This is a genomic window from Micavibrio aeruginosavorus EPB (assembly GCF_000348745.1).
GTDB lineage: Bacteria > Pseudomonadota > Alphaproteobacteria > Micavibrionales > Micavibrionaceae > Micavibrio > Micavibrio aeruginosavorus_A.
This window is the reverse complement of record NC_020812.1, coordinates 2,397,435-2,415,671: the sequence shown is the minus strand read 5'-3', so window position 1 is coordinate 2,415,671 and position 18,237 is coordinate 2,397,435. Positions and strand designations below refer to the sequence as shown.

General features: G+C 57.0%; 16 protein-coding genes. 12 read left to right on the top strand and 4 right to left on the bottom strand.

Annotated features, from left to right (window positions below):
* Window positions 1-151 precede the first annotated feature (151 nt).
* Complete coding sequence (locus tag A11S_RS11430; RefSeq protein WP_015468671.1) at window positions 152-1,351, bottom strand: hypothetical protein; 1,200 nt, start codon at window positions 1,349-1,351, stop codon at window positions 152-154.
* Between the two features lie 11 nt (window positions 1,352-1,362).
* The gene (locus A11S_RS11425; RefSeq protein ID WP_015468670.1) at window positions 1,363-2,709 is read right to left on the bottom strand and encodes a hypothetical protein; all 1,347 of its coding nucleotides are present in this window, start codon (window positions 2,707-2,709) and stop codon (window positions 1,363-1,365) included.
* A 272-nt stretch (window positions 2,710-2,981) separates the two neighbouring features.
* Here A11S_RS11425 and A11S_RS11420 point away from each other — a divergent pair, with 272 nt between their 5' ends.
* The 11 genes from A11S_RS11420 (at window position 2,982) to A11S_RS11370 (ending at window position 15,751) form a co-directional block, all read left to right on the top strand.
* Window positions 2,982-3,761, top strand: a complete 780-nt coding sequence (locus A11S_RS11420; protein ID WP_015468669.1) for a type IVB secretion system apparatus protein IcmL/DotI — start codon at window positions 2,982-2,984, stop codon at window positions 3,759-3,761.
* 115 nt (window positions 3,762-3,876) lie between these two features.
* Window positions 3,877-5,004 carry a DotH/IcmK family type IV secretion protein gene (locus A11S_RS11415; RefSeq protein WP_015468668.1) on the top strand — a complete coding sequence of 376 codons (1,128 nt, stop codon included), beginning with the start codon at window positions 3,877-3,879 and terminating at the stop codon, window positions 5,002-5,004.
* Window positions 4,994-6,394: a DotG/IcmE/VirB10 family protein gene (locus A11S_RS11410; RefSeq protein WP_015468667.1), complete on the top strand. Its 1,401-nt coding sequence runs from the start codon at window positions 4,994-4,996 to the stop codon at window positions 6,392-6,394. Before A11S_RS11415 ends, A11S_RS11410 begins: the two co-directional genes overlap by 11 nt.
* Window positions 6,395-6,490: 96 nt before the next feature.
* Window positions 6,491-7,855 carry a hypothetical protein gene (locus A11S_RS11405; RefSeq protein WP_015468666.1) on the top strand — a complete coding sequence of 455 codons (1,365 nt, stop codon included), beginning with the start codon at window positions 6,491-6,493 and terminating at the stop codon, window positions 7,853-7,855.
* 252 nt (window positions 7,856-8,107) lie between these two features.
* Window positions 8,108-9,199, top strand: coding sequence for a hypothetical protein (locus A11S_RS11400; protein ID WP_015468665.1), 1,092 nt, complete (start codon window positions 8,108-8,110; stop codon window positions 9,197-9,199).
* A gap of 37 nt (window positions 9,200-9,236) precedes the next feature.
* Window positions 9,237-9,635 carry a hypothetical protein gene (locus tag A11S_RS11395; RefSeq protein WP_015468664.1) on the top strand — a complete coding sequence of 133 codons (399 nt, stop codon included), beginning with the start codon at window positions 9,237-9,239 and terminating at the stop codon, window positions 9,633-9,635.
* Window positions 9,636-9,708: 73 nt separating this feature from the next.
* Window positions 9,709-10,407 (top strand): hypothetical protein, encoded by a 699-nt coding sequence (locus A11S_RS11390; RefSeq protein WP_015468663.1) that lies wholly within the window; start codon window positions 9,709-9,711, stop codon window positions 10,405-10,407.
* 239 nt (window positions 10,408-10,646) lie between these two features.
* Window positions 10,647-13,637 carry a hypothetical protein gene (locus tag A11S_RS11385; protein WP_015468662.1) on the top strand — a complete coding sequence of 997 codons (2,991 nt, stop codon included), beginning with the start codon at window positions 10,647-10,649 and terminating at the stop codon, window positions 13,635-13,637.
* Window positions 13,637-14,113 carry a hypothetical protein gene (locus A11S_RS11380; protein ID WP_015468661.1) on the top strand — a complete coding sequence of 159 codons (477 nt, stop codon included), beginning with the start codon at window positions 13,637-13,639 and terminating at the stop codon, window positions 14,111-14,113. Before A11S_RS11385 ends, A11S_RS11380 begins: the two co-directional genes overlap by 1 nt.
* Window positions 14,114-14,230: 117 nt before the next feature.
* Window positions 14,231-14,605 carry a hypothetical protein gene (locus tag A11S_RS11375; RefSeq protein WP_015468660.1) on the top strand — a complete coding sequence of 125 codons (375 nt, stop codon included), beginning with the start codon at window positions 14,231-14,233 and terminating at the stop codon, window positions 14,603-14,605.
* 21 nt (window positions 14,606-14,626) lie between these two features.
* Window positions 14,627-15,751 carry a hypothetical protein gene (locus A11S_RS11370; RefSeq protein ID WP_015468659.1) on the top strand — a complete coding sequence of 375 codons (1,125 nt, stop codon included), beginning with the start codon at window positions 14,627-14,629 and terminating at the stop codon, window positions 15,749-15,751.
* Window positions 15,752-15,754: 3 nt separating this feature from the next.
* Here A11S_RS11370 and A11S_RS11365 read toward each other — a convergent pair whose 3' ends face one another.
* On the bottom strand, window positions 15,755-17,023 hold the full coding sequence (locus A11S_RS11365) for a UbiH/UbiF/VisC/COQ6 family ubiquinone biosynthesis hydroxylase (RefSeq protein ID WP_015468658.1): 1,269 nt from the start codon (window positions 17,021-17,023) through the stop codon (window positions 15,755-15,757).
* A 114-nt stretch (window positions 17,024-17,137) separates the two neighbouring features.
* Here A11S_RS11365 and A11S_RS11360 point away from each other — a divergent pair, with 114 nt between their 5' ends.
* Window positions 17,138-17,488 (top strand): P-II family nitrogen regulator, encoded by a 351-nt coding sequence (locus tag A11S_RS11360; protein WP_015468657.1) that lies wholly within the window; start codon window positions 17,138-17,140, stop codon window positions 17,486-17,488.
* On the opposite strand, the gene A11S_RS11355 is transcribed toward A11S_RS11360, so the two are convergent.
* Window positions 17,489-18,217, bottom strand: coding sequence for an outer membrane protein (locus A11S_RS11355; RefSeq protein WP_015468656.1), 729 nt, complete (start codon window positions 18,215-18,217; stop codon window positions 17,489-17,491).
* Window positions 18,218-18,237 lie beyond the last annotated feature (20 nt).

Sequence of the window (18,237 nt, the reverse complement as noted above, 5' to 3'; positions counted from 1 at the left end):
ACAAGATTGAAAGCGGGTCCCCGCTGGGCAGGTTTTGCCCGGCAGAGACGATATCTCAGGACAGTCTTTGCAAATGCGGTGCCACCGGGCCGCGGGGGGCGCGGCGGCAAAAAGAAAGGACTTTGAGGGTGTTATATGAAAATATCCGGCTTTACGGGGTCGCGGTCGCGCGCGGTCCGGTGCGGGGCAGTTTGCCCGTCAGGCGGTTTTCGACCTCTTCCTGATAGCGGCGCAGTTTCAGCTCCAGCAACAAAGCGACCAGCATTTCGCGGCGCAGGCTGGCTTCATATTTGTCGCGGTCGGCCATGATCTGCATCGCGCGCAGGGCCACGCCGATCCGGGCGACGTTGGTCGGTTTATCGTACAGGCCGACATAGAAAGACGGGCTCTGGTACAATTTCTGGGTCATGATTTCCATTTGGGCGTAATAGCTGGGATTGGCGCCGACGACGTTGTTGACGTCATCCGGGCTCATCCCCAGCATCTGGGCCATGTCGCGGATGTTGTCTGCCGACAATCCCGTGCCTGGGGCCTTCATCGCCGTGATGGTGGCATAGGAATGGGCGGCCACACTGCGCAGGGCGGTGACGGCGCGCGTATCCTGGAACAAGGTGATGGAATCACTGTTCAGCAACAATGTTTCCGGCGTGTAAGTGAACACGTCATGGGAATACAGGTTCCGGGCCAGCGCGATGACATCGGTTTCATCGTCGGTCAGCTGGTCATCGGTAAAATCGACGTTCAGGGTCCAGGCCTTGTCCACGGTGCGGCCGTAATTCACGTCCTTGTTCGTGCGGCCGGTGCCGTTGGAGGCACAAAAATCCTGAAAAGTGTTGTTGTTGTCGGCCTTTTCACAATAGACCGCGCGCACCTGGGCCAAACGGGCGGCCCGGTCGGCAAACGCACCCCACGACGATGCCATGTTGTTGTTGAGCAATTCGCGGCGGCGCATGCCCGCGCCCAAGGCGGCGGCGTTGGCGCGAATTTTTGACTGCGTTGCGCCCAGCGACCGTGTGGCGCTGCCGATCATGCATAATGTTTCGCTGGGTTGATAATCCTTGTGTGCCTGCGCGGTCAGTTCCTGAAACAGGCGTTGTGTTTCCTGTTGGTGCTTGGCGTCCATAAACATGCCGATGGCGGCCACCTGTTGCATCATGACGGCGGACAGTTGTTCCGTCATCATCATGAAGGCGCGGACCCAGTTATCGCGGATCAATTGAATGTCCGCCGTTGCGTGGGAGGCGGATGGCATGGCCGGGATCAACAGGGCCGTGACACAGGCGGACAGCACAAAACGCCGCAACGCATGGCGCGGCCCTTTATGCTGTGGCGTGTGTCCGTGTGTTGTCATTCTGCGGTCCCTTAGTTTTTCGGGCCACTGTCAACCATACGCGGCAGACGGTTTTGAACGTCTTCCTGCAATCTCATGACTTCCATTTCCAGCAGAACGGACAGGATGGCTTCACTGCGCAGGTTGCTCTTGAACGTGTCGCGATCCTGCATCAGGGCCAGAGCCTGCAACGCCACACCCTTACGGGCGACGTTGGTCGGCTTGTCATACAGCCCAACGAAAAATTCCGGGCGCTGGAAGATGGATTTGGTCAGCAATTCCATCTGGGCGTAATAGCTGGGGTTGGCCCCGATCAGCGATTGCGCATCCGCGGCGGACATGCCCAGTTCCTGCAGCATCGCGCTCATATACTGCGATGTGCCGGCGGCGTTGGACCCGGCGGTCTTCATCCCCAGAATGGTGTTGAAGGAATGTTCGGCCACGCTGCGTTTCGCGATGACGGACCGAACGTTCAGATATTCGTCCTGGTTTGCGGCCACTTCCAAAGTGCTCGGCGCAATGCGGGTGAAGACATCGTGCGAGAACAGGTTGGAAGCCAGCGCGATGACGTCTTCTTCGTCATCCGTCAATGTGTTGTCCGAGAAGTTGATGTTCAGGGTCTGCGGGAACGCCATGGTGCGGGCGTAATCCACATCTTTGTTTTTGGTTGCGTTGTTGCCGCCGGAAACGCAAATGCTGGCCAGGCCACCGTCGTTGTCATTCGGGTCGCAATAACGGCGACGGAATTGTTCCAGACGGCCCTCGCGGTCCTCTTTCGGCCCTTCGGATGCGTTGGAGTTGGCATTCCCCAACTGACGCTTCAGGGACCGTTCCGTCATCATCAACGCGGTCAGATCGGCGTTCCGGTCCGAAGCGCCCAGCGATTTCATGACAGAACCGAGGGAGCAGAGTTCTTCGCTCGGCTGGTAATCCTTGTGCGCCTGGGCGGACAATTCTTGGAACAGGCGCTGTGTTTCCTGCTGGTGCTTGGCATCCATGAACATGCCGATGGCAGAAACTTGCTGCATGCCGACGGCGGAGAGTTGCTCCGTCATCATCATCATGGCGGGCAGGATGTGTTCCTTGAAGAAGATGTCGATGATACAACCGTTGAAGAAATCGGTGACCATCCATTCGCGGGTATAGTTGACGTTTTCTTCGGTCGCGATAATCCCGACAGGGAATGTTTCAATGACACCAAAGCCATATTCAACGACACCAAAAACATAGGCCCCCATGCCCGGCGTGCCCGGTCCGCATGTTCCGCCGCCCAATTGGGCAAAGGCCGGTTTAACGGATGTGCCGCCGCTCAATGTGCCCGCGAACAACGCGACCAGCAGCGCAACAAGAAAGAGTTTGTTTTTCAGAACATGGATCATGGCCCGGTCACCCCCGCATTTCGTCCCGGTGTCTTCTTATAACTGGGGATAGTCTACCATATTCTTTTGGCTGTTGTACAAATCTGCGAGGGCCTAAATTGCAATATCTTTCGTTCGGCGATTTTTCGGCCGCCTTTCCTGCGCGCGGTAGGGAAATTTTAACCCTTGGTTATCAAGCTGTTTTGTTGGTACATTTGAGGGGACGTGCGTGCCGGGGGTCCCTCCGGTCTTTCAGCCCTTAGACAGTTTAGATATTTTTTCAGGTGGCAATCATGGCCCAAACACCCGATATGCAAGCACCCGGTGGATCTGCCGGGGGTGGCGATGCGCCTAATCCGCGCCGTATTCGCGCAACCGAACAACGCGGTGCCGCGCCTGTGAAAAAGGGCGGCAAGCCCGTGAAGGGCGCGATTGCCGAGGGCCACACCGTGCCCAGCGGGCTGGGGACCGTCATTGTCCGGAATGAATTTTATAAGGACGGGTACCGGTCCCTTTTGCGCCTGGCGCTGATCCAGGGGCTCGTGATTGTCGGGCTGATTGGGGCGATGTTCTTTGTTGTGCATACGCACCAGCCGGAAAACCGTTATTTCGCCACGACCGAAGATGGGCGTCTGGTGCCGATGGTGCCGCTGAACGCGCCGAACCTGTCGGCTCCGGCTTTGATGTCCTGGGTGGCGCAGGCCGCGACCGAGGTTATGACCTTTGGCTTCAGCGATTATCGCCGTCGCCTGCAGGAAGCGTCCCGCAACTTCACCCGCCGGGGCTGGGAAAGCTTTACCCAGGCCTTGCAACGCTCTCGTATCATCGAAAGTGTTGAGGAATATCAACAGGTTATCACAGCCGCGCCGAAGGGGGCACCCATTCTGGTGTCCGAAGGGCTGGTCAATGGCCGTTACCAGTGGCAGGTCCAGTTGCCGATGATCCTGACCTATCAGGCGGGGTCGAAAACCCGGTCGGATACATGGCTGGTCACGATGGTGATCGTGCGTGTGTCCCGTCTGGAAAGCGCCAACGGGGTCGGGATCGAACAATGGATTGCGCAACCGGGTTAATGGGCCGGATTTAAGGGGTAATAGGGTGGTGACAGTCGTATTGGCACGTTGTATCCTTGCCCGGCGATGGGTTGTGTCGCTGGGGTAATAGAGCCGGGGTCTAAAAAGAATATTCATGACATCGAAATTCAATCGATATTTCCAAGGTCTTCATGGCGCTGTGCGCCCCGTCGCACTCGGTGCGGTGTGCGTTTGTCTGGCGGGAACGGCGTTGTCGGTTCTCCCGGCTGTCGCGCAGGATGCGTTGCCACCCGGCCTGGCCGCGCAGATGGATGCCGAACCACCGGCGGATGACCTTGTTGCGCAAGATGACAGCGCCCTGCCCCCGGCCATGGATGCGATGGAACGCGCTCCGGGCCTGGCCTTGCCGGAGGATGCTGGTCTGGCCCCGGTTGAAGGTGGCATGGACATGGATCTGGCGGAAAAATCGCCCGAGGATATCGAAGCCGAAATCCGTGAAGATGCATTTGAAGCCGCTATTACCGGCCTTCTGCCGATGCGCCCGGAAGAAATTCGTGAATTGCTGAAGCGTTATGATCAAACGCTGGAAGCGGTGCAGACACCGTTGCAACCCTACCCGGAGCCGGAGGTGGTTGTACAAACCGTGGCGCTGGACCCGGGTGTTCGCCCGTCTGAGATCAAGGTGGCCGTTGGTCACGTAACCACGCTGAACTTCGTCGATGTGACGGGTGCGCCGTGGCCGATCGAAGATGTCAGCTGGGCCGGGGATTTTGAAATCCTGAAACCGGGTGAAGGGGGCTGGGTCCTGCGCGTCACGCCGATGCAGGAATTTGCCTATGGCAACCTGTCCGTCAAATTGCTGGAATTGAAAACGCCGATCACGTTCGTGATGAACACGCGTCGCGATACCGTTCATTACCGTATGGATGCCCGCATTCCCGAATATGGCCCGTATGCCAAACCGCCGATTATTGATGGCGGTATTACCATCGCCGCGGGCAACGCCGCGCAGGCCAGCATTCTGGACGGAATTATCCCGGACAGCGCCGAAAAACTGGTGGTCTCTGGCGTTGATGGCCGGACCACGGCCTATCGTTTCAAGGGCAATGTTTACGTGCGGACGCCTTTGACCATGCTGTCTCCGGGATGGAGCGGATCGGTCAGTTCGGCGGATGGCATGAATGTCTATACAATTGAAGATGCGCCGGTTTTGCTCTTGTCCGACAAGGGCCGCATGGTGCGCGCGCATCTGAGTGAAAAGGACGACAGCGATGAGCAATAACGAATTCGACAACGACCCGCTGGGTCAGGACGCCGGTTTCGAGGATTTCGACGGCGGCGAACAGTCGATGGGCGACATGCTCCGCAACAACCCGATGGTCAAGATCGGTGTTGTTCTGGGTGCGATTGCGACCATCGTTGGCGGTATTGTTCTGTTTGGCGGGGAAAAGCAAACGGGTGGTACATCCGTGATGCGTCCGGGGTCGGATTTGACCCAGGCACCCGGGGCCAACGATGTTTCGGATACTTATCGCGGGCAAATTGAAGATTTCAACCAGGCCCAGATTGATCAGGCGAAAAGCACGGGGCAAAGCGCCCTGCCCGTTCCGGTGGGCACCACGCGCGGCGTGATTCCGCTGGATGAAGCCAAGGTGTCCGAGGAAGATCCGCTGGAACGCTGGCGCCGCCTGCAGGCCGAGCGGATTGAGAAAGAAAAACAAGCCGCTCCGGAAGCGGGCCCACAGGCCCCGCCGGTTGATCCGAATGCTGAGGTGAAGCAACAGCTGGCTAAGGCGATGGCTGGTCAGATGGAATCCATTCTGGATTTCAAAACCATCAAGGGTGCTGAACAGGAATCGGTCAGTTCTCCGGACTGGATCGAGCAAAAACGCCAGGAGCAAAAGGACAAGGCCGAAGCGGAGCGTCAGGCCGCTGAAGGCGATGCAAAAGCCTCCGATGTTGTTATTTTGCTGCCGGCCGGGACGATTGAATATGCCCAGCTGATGACCGAAGCCAACACGGATGCGCCGGGCCCGGTTTTGGCCCAGATCGTGTCGGGTCCGTTGGCGGGCAGCCGTGCAATTGGTTCGTTTAAGGCGAGCAACGAATATATCACCCTGCAATTCAATACAGTTGTGGTGGACGGCGTTGCCTATGGCACCGACGCGATTGCGCTGGACCCGAAAACGGCCAATCCCGGTATGATCACCGAGATTGACAAGAAATATTTCACCCGCGTCATTCTGCCTGCCGCCGCGGCCTTTATCGAAGGTTTGGGTGGTGCGATTGCCGAAACCGGATCGACCACGCTGACCGTGGCAACGGGTGGGTCGTCGTCATCCTCGACAACCGAAGACCTGGACACCAAACAGGAATTCTTCAAAGCGGTTGAGGAAGCGGCGGAAAAAGTCGGTGAGATGCTGGATGAAGAAGCGGATAACGCCGAGCCGATGTTGCGCGTGGCCGCGGGCACGCCGATGGCGCTGTTGTTCGTCAAGCCGGTGCAACAAAGCACCAGCAAGCCAGAGCCGACGGTGGCGTCGCAAACGTCCAACCAGAATCCGTTTGGCAACCTGATCCCGGCCTTCATTCCGGTGCAAAATCAGGGTCAGCCGGGAACGGCGGCGCCTGCGACCGCGACGACCGAAACGGGCACGTCGTCGACAAACTGATATCCGGGTTTGGACGGGATCATTTGAACAAGATTTGAATGCGGTTTTATAAACCGCATTCAGTGTTATAGAAGCGGTGTAGAAAGTGAAAAAAAGATGAGCAATCACGATAACGACGATTTGGATTTCCCCGGAAATGATTTTCAGGGTGAAGATTTTCAAGATACCAGTTTCGATGACGCGGATACGTATGACGCCGATTATACAACAGGCGACGATCTGGCGGATGATGAATGGGACACGATGGACGAGGGCGCGGGTGACGACGGTCAACAGGCCCCGGCAAAAAAGAAATCGTCCCTGACGAATAAATTGATTATCGGGGCCGCTGTTGTGGTGGGCGCCGGTGTCATGGTGATGACCATGATGGGCGGTGCGCCACAAAATACGGCACAAGCCCCCCAGGCTGTGGCCCCATCTATGCCCGCGCCTGCGTCCCCGACGGATATGGCGGCGATGCCTGCGGATGCGTCATTGCCTGCGCCGCTTCCGGCGCCTGCACCGGCTCCTGCGCCTGCCGCAAATCTGCCGGCGGTTCCGGCTTATGGGGCTGATGCTGACTCGGCGGATGCGCAAATGCCGCGCGATCCGGATCAGGGGTTGCCAGCCCAAGGGATGTTCAACGACCCGCAAGCGCTTGATTCCACCTTACAGGATGCAGGGCAGGATTCTGGGCAAGAGTCTGAGCAAAAGTCTGGCGTTCTTGCGCCGGCCCCGTTGGCTGATGCGCGCCCGGTTGAGGTGAGCGATGCGCCGGCGATGCCTGATGCGCCGATGGCGGCCGCGCCTGTTCCGGCGCCGTCCGTTGCGATGCCGAAGGCCAATGACCTGTTGAAACCATCGGCAGTCGCCGATGCGCCTGTGGCCGATGCTGCCCCGGTGGTTGCGGAGTCGATGCCGGCTCCTGTGTCTGAACCCACCCCGGCCCCGGCGGCGCCGACTGCTGTGGTGGATGCACCATTGGCTGCACCGGCCGCGGACCAGGCCGCATCAGCATCCTCTGTCGATGCGGAAATGACGGCGCAAATGCTGGATCGCCTTGATCTGATCGCGGCCCGTCTGGATCAGTTGGAAGACGATTTGTCCGTGGTGCGCAAGGAAAGCGCCGCCGCAGCCACAGATGAAGTGGAAGAATTGCGTGCGGCTGTGAAGGCGCTGGAGAAAAAGCTGAGCACGCAGGCGCAGGCTCCGGCCAGAGCGACCGCGGACGCACCGATGGCCCGCACAACGACGCTGAAGGCCGAGCCGAAGTCCAAACCAGCCGTACGGCAGGCCCAGCCTGTTCAATGGGTTTTGAAAGGCGCGCAACCGGGCCGGGCCATGGTGTCACGCGCGGGTGAAAGCGAGATGCGCACGGTTGAGGTGGGCGATAGCCTGCCGGGCGTGGGACGGATTTCGTCGATCGCCTATGAAAACGGACGCTGGGTCGTGACGGGCAGTGAGGGCCGGATTTCCCAGTAAGACCGCCGTACTGAACAAAAGAAGAGGCCGTGAACGTCATTTATGTCGCGTTCACGGCCTTTTTATGATAGACATATCCACAGCGGGTCCGAAAAAAAGAGACCCCGTATAAACCATAAATTAACAGAATAACGGTAATGTAAGTCTGGAAGCTGAGGTTTCCGCAATTTAGATCAAATGCGATCTTGTTGTAGAAAACCAATAAAAAACAAGGGGTTGTGCTTCCCGCAGGTGAAAAATTGGGTGTGCATCATGACAAGGCTGAACGCGCTTAAACCGTTCCGATTTTTGTCCATCGCGCTGGTCGCGGTGATCTTGACCTTTGGTCTTGGGGCCAAGGATGCCCATGCGCTGGGCGGTATTCCAAACTTCTCCATTCCTGGCATCGGGTCCATCGGCGGCTCCGGCGCCAGCATCAATATTCCCGGTCTGGGCACCATCGGCATTGGCTGGGGTTCAGGTGGATTTACAATTTCATTTGGCCAAGGCGGCTGCGGTGGCAACACCATCGGCTCGGTGATGTGTAATGTTTGGGAGGCCACGGATTTGATCCCGGGGCTGCTCTCGGGGATTGCTTACTTGTTTGGTCTTTATTTGGGTGTGATCGCCATTTTGAAATTGCGCGACCACGTCGAAAACCCGAACCAGACACCTTTATCAGAATCCATGAAACGCTTTATTGCCGGGGGCGCGTTCTTTGCGCTGCCGATGGTCATGGAAGCGGCCTACAACACTGTGGCCCAGGATATTTTTGCGCCTACGGCGACAGGATTTAACGCGACGCAGACCGTTGGCGGTGGCTTGGATGCCATGGTTGCGGCCCTGGTTATGGATATTTCTGGCCCGATCCACTTGCTGTTTGGCGCCTTCTGCTATCTCGCAGGTATTGTTTTTATCCTGATCGGTATTTCCCGTTTGCTGAAAAGCGCACAGGAAGGCCCGCGCGGCCCGGCCGGTTTCGGTACGATGATGACCTTTATCGTCGGCGGCACGCTTCTGTCATTTGACGCAATCATGGGGGCGTTTACCGGATCGCTGTTCGCGACAGACACCATTACCACCTATGCCGAACTGAACTTTGACTCCGGCATGAGCGCGGACGAACTGAACCACATCCACACGGTTGTCAGTTCCGTTCTGGCCTTTATGATGATTATTGGCTGGATCAGCTTTATCCGCGGCTGGTTTATTATTCGTGATGTGGCCGAAGGGTCGCATCAGGCATCCCTGATGGCCGGTATGACCCACGTTCTGGGTGGGGCGCTGGCGGTCAATCTGGGCCCGGTCCTGAATGCTGTACAAGAGACTTTCGGGATTACAGGCTATGGTATACTATTCACCTAGAAGCAGTCGTAAAAAACGGTAAGAGGAGGACTAAACCATGATTACACTGAGCTCTAAAAAGACGATCCAACTGGCAGCATTGATGGCTGTGCTGGTGCTGGCGGGTGCCGGCGAGGCGCATGCAGGTGGTGCTGGTAGTAACTTCAGCGCGATTGCTGAAAATATTGTCGAATCTATCGCAAGTCTGCCTGGGTTGCTGTCTGGTATTGCTTATATGTTCGGTATTTTGCTCGGCGTTCTGGGCATTCTGAAGATTAAAGACCACGTTGAAAACCCGGGTCAGGTTGCCTTGAAAGACGGTGCAATTCGTCTGGCTGCTGGTGGTGGTCTGTTCGCTCTGCCGATCGTCTATGATGCGATGCTGAACACGGTGGGTGCTGATGGTACCGCCACATCCGCGGCAACGCTGAACGCAATCACGATGGGCGTTAACTAATCTGTCTTGTTTCAATCAGGCCCGGCGGACAAAACCGTCCGGGCCTGATTTTCTTTTAAAAGGCTGATCGAAGTTGAGCAATCAGTTCAAATCCATCACATTGGGAATTATGCGCGCGAACGGGCCGCGTAGTTCTTCCAAAAACACCGACGCCTCGCCCGAGGTGAAGGCCCGCGTGCTTGAGCGTGATCAGCACACGTGCCAGTTCTGTGGCTTTCAATCCATGAAATATCAGGATGTGATTCCGGTGCCGGGGACGAATGTTGCCCCTGCGGATGCGCATCCGGATAAGCTGACGACGGCCTGTATTTTCTGTGCCCAATGCTTCGATCTGGAGCGCGTTTCGGATATGCGATCCGGTGTGTTGATCTGGCTGCCGGAAATTGATCAGGCGGCGTTGCATCATATGGCGCGGGCTATTTATGTGGCCCGCATTTCCCAGGGTGGCGTGGCCAATGCCGCGCGCCAGGCCTTGGATGTGATTATGCAGCGCCGTGAAGATGTTCGCTCGCGTCTGGGGACGGATGATCCCTATATTCTGGCGCAGGTGATGAAGGATTATCTGACGGAACGCCATTATCAGGGCCGTGCCTCCAAACTGGATGGTGTACGTCTGTTCCCGCTGGACCGTCGTATCATCAAGGAAGCGGATCTGGAGTTTAACCAGTTCCCGCAAATTCTGGCCTATTGGCGGTCGAAAGACGGGCCGTTTGCCGGGCGTTTGCCGGCGCAATGGCCCTCTTTGCTGGCCGACATACGCACCGCAGCATAACAAAGCAGAGTTCCGGAAAAGAAGACGGGGTGCGCGTTTGATCGCGCCCCTTTTTGCCCTACCTCTTGCCCCGCCCCTTGCTCCGCCATTGTCCGGGCCTTCGGATTTTTCTATTTCATACTTTTGTATTTCTGCGCTTTGGGCTGCGGCGTAAATCCAGTATAAATAATGATGTCCCATATTCGGGGCGGACCGGCCTTGCCCAACTCCCGGGCTTCACAACACATACGTTTGTATCAATGGCTTCATATTTACAAAAATTGCTGATGCCGTTTCAGGTGGCACTGCGCAAATCAGTTGAAAGTTTTATCCGTCTGGAAACAGCGGATGACGAACGCACGCTGGTGGCCGAAGATGGCTCTCTGGTTTCCGTGATCAAAGTGGATGGCAGTCGCCAGGTTATTGGTGACGAGGAATATAAATTCCTGGTCGATGCCGCGACGATTAAAATTGGCGCGCGATTTGACCGCGCCGGTCAGGCGTTACAAGTTTTCTTCGTCCGCGATCCCGATCGTGTTGTGCCCTACCTCAATCGCCAAATTCGTCCCAGCCGCCAAACGGCGGAAGCCAGCGATCTGGATTTGAACGATCTGTTCGATGAACGCGTGCGGCATATGTCACGCTATCTGTCGTATGAAGAATGCTATTTCGTTTTGTGGACGCGTCCAAGCGTGCTCAGCAAAACAGAGATGGAGCGCGCGGGCAAAGAGTCCAAGGAAAAAGTCTGGATCAATGCGGGCTATGGCCAAAACCCACTCGCGGCACTGGATGCGTTGCGCAACCGTCACAAAAGTTATGTGACCTCTATTTTATCCGCTTTGGATGAATTGGGGATCAAGAGCACGTTACTGGAAGTGCATGACGCCCTGCGCGCCGTGCGTGACAATTTGTATCCGGACAAGGCCAACGAAAAATGGCGGGCCAGCCTGCCGGGTGATCCGATTGCGCCGCGCGCGCCGCTCAGCAGTGCGGACATGTCCGATGTAATCTGGCCGCCACTGCGTCAGCAACTGGCGGTGGGTGATGCGCGCATCGTCAACGAATCCGTTGTGCAGATGGGTGACAGCCTGTGGGCCGGCGCGGATATGACGCTGGGCCCGATGGAAGCCAGCCCGTTCCCGATGTTGCTGAACCGTTTGTTTGATGCGGGTATCCCGTATCGCATTTCCTTCCTGATTGAGGGCGGTGGGGCTCAGGCGATGGCGTTCCGTGCATTCGCGGCGACCATTCTGGGTGTGACCAACGCGCTGAACAAACAGATTAAATACTCCCTCGAAGGTCTCGAGGCGATGTCGCGCAACGAACCGGTTGTGCGTTTGCGCGTCTCCTTCGCCACCTGGGCGCCGCGGGATCGGATGGATCTGGTCCAGGATCGGTTGTCGACCTTGGTGCAGGCTGTTGAATCCTGGGGCTATTGCCAGGTCAGTGAATTTTCCGGCGATCCGCTGGATTGTGTGATGTCCTCCGCCATGGGGATTCATTGCGCGGGCACGGCACCACCGGCTGTTGCGCCAATGCGCGAAGTCATGAAATTGCTGCCATGGCAGCGCCCGTCCAGCCCGTTTGAATTTGGCGCGATGCTGTTCCGTACGCCGGATGGTAAGGCTTGGCCGTATCAAACTGGTACAAACCTGACCACCACCTGGTTCGATTTGATCTTTGCTCAGCCGGGTGCAGGTAAATCGGTTCTGGTCAACACGCTGAACCTTGGCACCTGTTTGTCGCCGGGTCTGTCGAAACTGCCCTATGTGGCGGTCATCGATATTGGTCCGTCATCATCCGGTCTGATCTCGCTGGTGAAGGAAGCTCTGCCGCCCAACCGCGCGCACGAAGCGGCCTATTACCGTCTGCAAATGGCGCACCAATATGCGGTGAACCCGTTTGATACCCAGTTGGGCTGCCGCCAGCCGTTGATGGATGAACGCAGTTACCTGGTTGAATTGCTGACCCTGCTGTGTACGCCGCCGGGCCATGAAAAACCCTATGACGGGATTCAGCAATTGGCCGGTATGGTCGTGGATGAAATGTATCGCTGGCGTGACGATGTGGCGGCCAACGCCGAACCGCGCCCGTATCTGCCACGCCTGGACAACGAAGTTGACGATGCGATCCAGAAATACAACATCCACCTGCCCGCCGATCCGTATTGGTGGGATGTGGTCGATAAGATGTTCGATATTGGCCAGTATCACATTGCCGCGCTGGCGCAGCGCCACGCCGTTCCGACACTGTCGGATGCGATTACGGCATCGCGCCGTCCGCAAATCCGGTCTCTGCTGGAAGAAACATCGGTTGGATTCAGTTCGGAAACCGTGATCAACGCGTTTGAGCGGATGATTACCTCCGCCACACGCGAATATCCAATTTTGTCATCGGTGACACAGTTTGACATCAGCAACACGCGCGTTTGCTCGCTCGATTTGATGGATGTGTGCCCGCAGGGTGATGAAACGGCGGATCGCCAAACCTCCATCATGTACATGCTGGCGCGTCACGTGCTGGTGCGCAGCTGGTGGATGGGTATGGATTCCCTGCAATTCATTCCTGAAAAATACCGCCTGTACCACGAGCAAAAGCTCCAGGATCTGGCCGAAACACCGAAGCGTCTGTGCTATGACGAATTCCACCGGACATCCAGCTCGTCCGCCGTGCGTGGACAGGTGATCCGTGACGTGCGTGAAGGCCGTAAGCGCGGCGTGCAGATCGTTCTGGCGTCGCAATTGCTGGATGACTTTGATGACGACATGATCGACCTGGCCACCGGTGTGTGGGTTCTGGGGGCGGCCATTTCTGAAACCGCCGTTGATAACATCCGTGATCGTTTCGGTCTGTCGGATACGGCGAAGAATATTATCCGCTTTAAACTGACGGGTCCGCGCGCGGGCGGGGCTCCGGCTCTGTTCGTTCTGGGTACGAACGAAGGGCGTTATGAACAGCATTTGATCAACACGCTGGGTCCGGTTGAATTGTGGGCGTTGTCCACTTCGGCGGAAGATGTGGTGATCCGTAATCGTCTTTACACCCGTTTGGGTGCGGGTCGGGCGCGGCAGATGCTGGCGGCCAACTTCCCCGGTGGCAGTGCGCGCAGTGAAATCAAACGCCGCGTGATGATGCGTGCCGATAAAGGCGAAGCCAAATCCGCCCTGATGTCCGCCGTGATGGAGGAAATCGTCGAGGAGCTGGTCGCTGCCGGTAAGCAAAAACTGGATAAATCCGAAGTGAATACGTAATGGCACAATCCGGCGCGGGCATTGAAAAAAAACCGAAGACAAAAATCAGCGGCAAGAAAACGGCCGCTTATGCCGGCTTTGCATTCTTTGTCTTTATCATGTGGTTGGGGTTCCAGCCGTTAAAGGGGCCGCCGGCCTTTGGCCTGTGCCGTGTTTTTCTGGAACAACGCGTATCCTATCCGCATGAATTGAGCATCAATCAGGTGGAAATTCGGGAACCGCTGATCCGTTTGCACTATACCGAAGTCAACCCGTTCGGGAACCATACGCGTGGCATGCTGGATTGTGTATTTAGGCCTGATCCACAGGTGGGGCTGGCCCTGGCCGAAGCGCGGTTCAACGGGATGCCTGTGCCGGAGGTGGAGCTGAACCGGTTCAACCTGTCCATCCCGGCGATTCAAGCCAATCCGCCGTCCCTGGTCCTGCCCCTGCCGTTTTCGGACGGGTTGGAAGGGTTGAAGGATCCGAAGAAGTAACAACCCCCTAAAAATAAAGAAAAATCCGCCATTCTAAGGGTTTTTTAACACCTTTTCTGTATTTTGAAGGTGATAAAAAGGGGCGAAAAGGTCCCGTATTCCTAGGGGCGGATAACGATGAGTCAGGCCACATCCTTCGACGATATTTTTGCGCCGCGCGCGGTGTCTGCGGATTCACCGATGGATCGGCCGCTGGCGCAACGCATGGACGTTGCGCTGATGATCAATGAAAATCAAAAAGTCTGGATCGCGCATGACAGGCCGTTTGGCGATGTCATGATGTGGGCCGAATATGATGCCGATGCGGCGACGCTGGTGTTGATGTCACAATCGGGCCGCCTGCACGATCTGGGGATGCCCATTCACAAGCCCTTTCGCAAACATTTGCTGAAGGCGCGCGAAATTCACACTGTGTACATGAAGAATCGTCAGGTTGCCGATGTCGGCGTTTTACCGTTGATGGTTCGCGAAACCGGAATTTATCATTCCTGATAAGGGAAAAAGGATCAGGTTATGCGTCTCGATTCAGCGCAGGAATTTTACCTCAGTAATTTTGCACCCAAGACCTATGGTCTGATGCAAAAGGTTGACGCCGCCTGGGACCAGAATATGGACCGTGCGCCGGACTATCAACGCTTGTCCGATGCGTTTTCGGCCGGAGGCCGGCCTGGTGTGCAGGCGCTGGAAACAAATATGCAGAATCCGACATTCCGCATCCAGATTGAAAATCTGGCTACCAACCATCCGGGCCTTTTGGCGGATGCGGTGCCGGGGATGATGAAAGACCCTGCAACGATGGCGCAGAAAGTGGCGGAATTGAATTCCGCCGTGAATGCGCCCGCCGCCCCGAAAGTGGATGGCACAAAGCCGGACCAATCCGCCGTTGGTGCCGCCCCCGTTGGGGTGATGGCCAGTGCCGCAAATACAACAGGCGTTTTTCCGATGGCTGCCGCGTCACAGGATGATGGCGCATTGACCCGCATGATGGCCATGCCCGGGGCCGCGGAATTTATTGAGCGTGTTGAAAATAACGAACGCCTTTCGGCCGCGGTTACGGCGTTGGGTGGTGCAAACAATGGCTCGGGTCTGGAACAACTGGCCCAGCGGGCGGACTCTGATCCCCAGTTCTTTGTGAAACTGAACACAATGATTGATCAAAATCCCGACGCGGTTGGCGCGGTGGCGGATCAAATCGCCGCCAACCCGGGCAACGCCATGAATATTCTGGATCAGGCGATGCAGGGCCAAAATATGATGGCGCAGTTAAGCGAAGGCCTGGGTGGTTTTATGGACCAGTTTAAGGGCGGAAATTTTGATCTGTCTGGTCTGGCTGGCGGGATCATGAATTTGGTTATGGGCCTGATGAATGCCGTGATGGGCATGATGGGCGCATCGGGGCAAATGTTGTCGATGAACTCACCCGGCGGATCCGTCGCGGGTCAGGCCATGGCGGCGACGGGGTTTTCAGGGCAATTGGCGGTGGTTGATCCGAAAACGGGCGGTGTTGAACCTGCCGATCCACGCCGCATTCCGGGCGCCAGTGCCGAGGTGGATGCCGCCTTGCAACAGCAGCAACGCCAACCGCAACCCCAATCCCAACCGGGCGCACAGCCCGGCATGAACCCGATGCTGGGCTAGTGTCTAAATCTTCCGTTGCGCATCACGGATCAGGTCGGGCAACAACCCGGCCGCACCCATGGCTTGGTGCATAAAGAAATTTTTCACAGGCTTAATCCGCGATACCGCGCGCAATCCAATCTTGCGTGCCAGCGACAATGTGCGCGATCGGTTGGAAAATAATTTGTTCAGCGTGTCCGTTGTTCCCGCCATGGCCATGTTATCGGCGCGCCGTTGCCGTTGATAGGATTGCAGAAGATCGGCATGCCCAATGTCGTCCCCGGCCGCGTGCGCATCAACAATCAAATCGGCCAACACGGCAATATCGCGCAGGCCTAGATTTAAACCCTGTCCCGCAATCGGGTGAATGCCGTGGCCCGCATCGGCGACCAGCGCCATGCGATCGGCAATGTAATCATGCGCGTGGTTCAGGGTCAGGGGAAATGAAAACCGCTTGCCCATCTGTTGCACCGACCCATAACGATCCGGAAATCGTGCGGTCAATGCGGCGTCAAACACGTCCTGTGTGTAGGCCAGAATGTCATTCACATCCTTGCCATGCACGGTCCAGACGATGGAGGAGCGGTGCGTGCCGTCCGTATCATCCTGCATCGGCAGGATGGCGAAGGGACCTTCACTGCGGAAATGTTCGACGGCGATGTGGTTGTGCGGGGCCTCGTGACGGGCGGTGCACACAATTGCGGTTTGGTCATAGGCCCAGAACCGTTGTTCGATGCCCATCCATTCGCGTGTTTTCGATCCGCGCCCATCGGCACCAATCAATAAAGCGGCGCTCAGCGTGCGGCCGTCATCCAAAATGATGGAAATTGAATCGTCATCCCGTTCAAATGACAGCGCCCCCGCCGGAGCAATGTGGTCGACCGTCTTCAAGGCAGCCATGCGGTCAAACAAGGCGGAGCGGATCAAGCGGTTTTCAATGATCCATCCGAAACTTTCACCGCCCACTTCGTCCGCGGCGAAATGCAACAGGGTCGGGCTGTCCCCATCCAGAATTTCAATGTCGCGGATCGCGCATCCGTGCGGTTCCAATGCGTCCCACACGCCGGCCGCGCGCAGAATTTTTTGCGACCCCCACGAAATGGCGGTGGTGCGGCCATCAAACCCGGCATCCAATGTCGCCTTTGGGTTATCCCGATCGATACAGGCAACATGGATGCCATGCGTGCCAAGCAGGGCCGCCAGTGTCCCGCCCGCCAACCCGCCACCGATAATAATGACGTCGTGGGTGTTTGTGGTTGGGCCTTTCGCAGTGCGGCGTTGATTGCTGTGCATAATCGGGGGTGGCTCCTGTGTCCGGACCATGGGATTGATTTTGGCTCTCTGCTATGATCAAACCCATCTGGCGTAAACTGTGTACCCTTTGTAAAGGAAGTTGAGGATTTTGTCATGAAGATGGTGATGGCCGTAATCAAACCGTTCAAACTGGACGATGTGCGCGAGGCCCTGCTGGCTATGGGTGTTGAGGGCATGACCGTAACCGAAGTGCGTGGCTATGGCCGCCAACGCGGTGTGTCCGACAAGAGCGCGCCGGATGGCGGTAAATCCGAAACGGCCCCGACCCTGCTGTCCAAGGTTAAAATCGAAGTCGCCATTGCCGACGGCATGGAAGACAAGGTGATCAAGGCGATTTCCAAGGCCGCGAATACGGGCCGTATCGGCGACGGGAAAATTTTTGTCTATGACCTGTCCCACACCGTGCGCATCCGCACTGGGGAAAAAGACGAAGCCGCGTTATAATCAATCCGCAAACGGCGGTGGTGGGGCGCGATCGCCCGCCGCCGGCGTTTTTGCGATGATGCGGCCCGCAGACATTTCATAGGTCAGCCCCATCCGCATCTGGTGATCATTCCCGCCCAGATTATATCCATCATCGCGCAGCGAAGGCGTGCCCGTGAAGCGATAGGCACCATTAAACCAAAGCTGGTCGGTCAAACGATAATTCAATCCGCCTCCAACCTGCCATGCGGGGGTGACGATGCGGTCATCGGCGTCCAGCCCGTTGGTGTTGATTCCACCCTTCCATATTTCATGGTTGGCAATCCCGGCCCCGGCACTGACATAGGGTTTGGCCCGTGAATCAGGACCTAAATTAAAATCATAAGACAGTTGAACCAAACCGATTGTGGTTTGCACATCCCCGCCGCCCGATGATGCGGCGAACGATGCGCTGCGTGTTGTTTGTGCGCCGGTTACGGACCATGTGCCGACCTGCAGGCCGATGGACTCGGCAAAGGGGCGGTCATGGCCATGATCCTGTATGACATCGTCGGACAATCCCGCATAGGCGGGCGGGGTTTTATTCATCGGGTTGTCGATCCAGCGGTGAAAGCTGGTGACGGACGTGCTGAGGCCCTTGAACCCGGCAAAGGGGATTGCCCCGTCCGTCGCGGCGCGGGTGGGTGGCGCGGTGCCCAGCACTGCAACCATCGTCATGAATGTCAGGATTATCGCGGCGTGCTTGTTCATTGTTCTTTCGCGAATCGGTT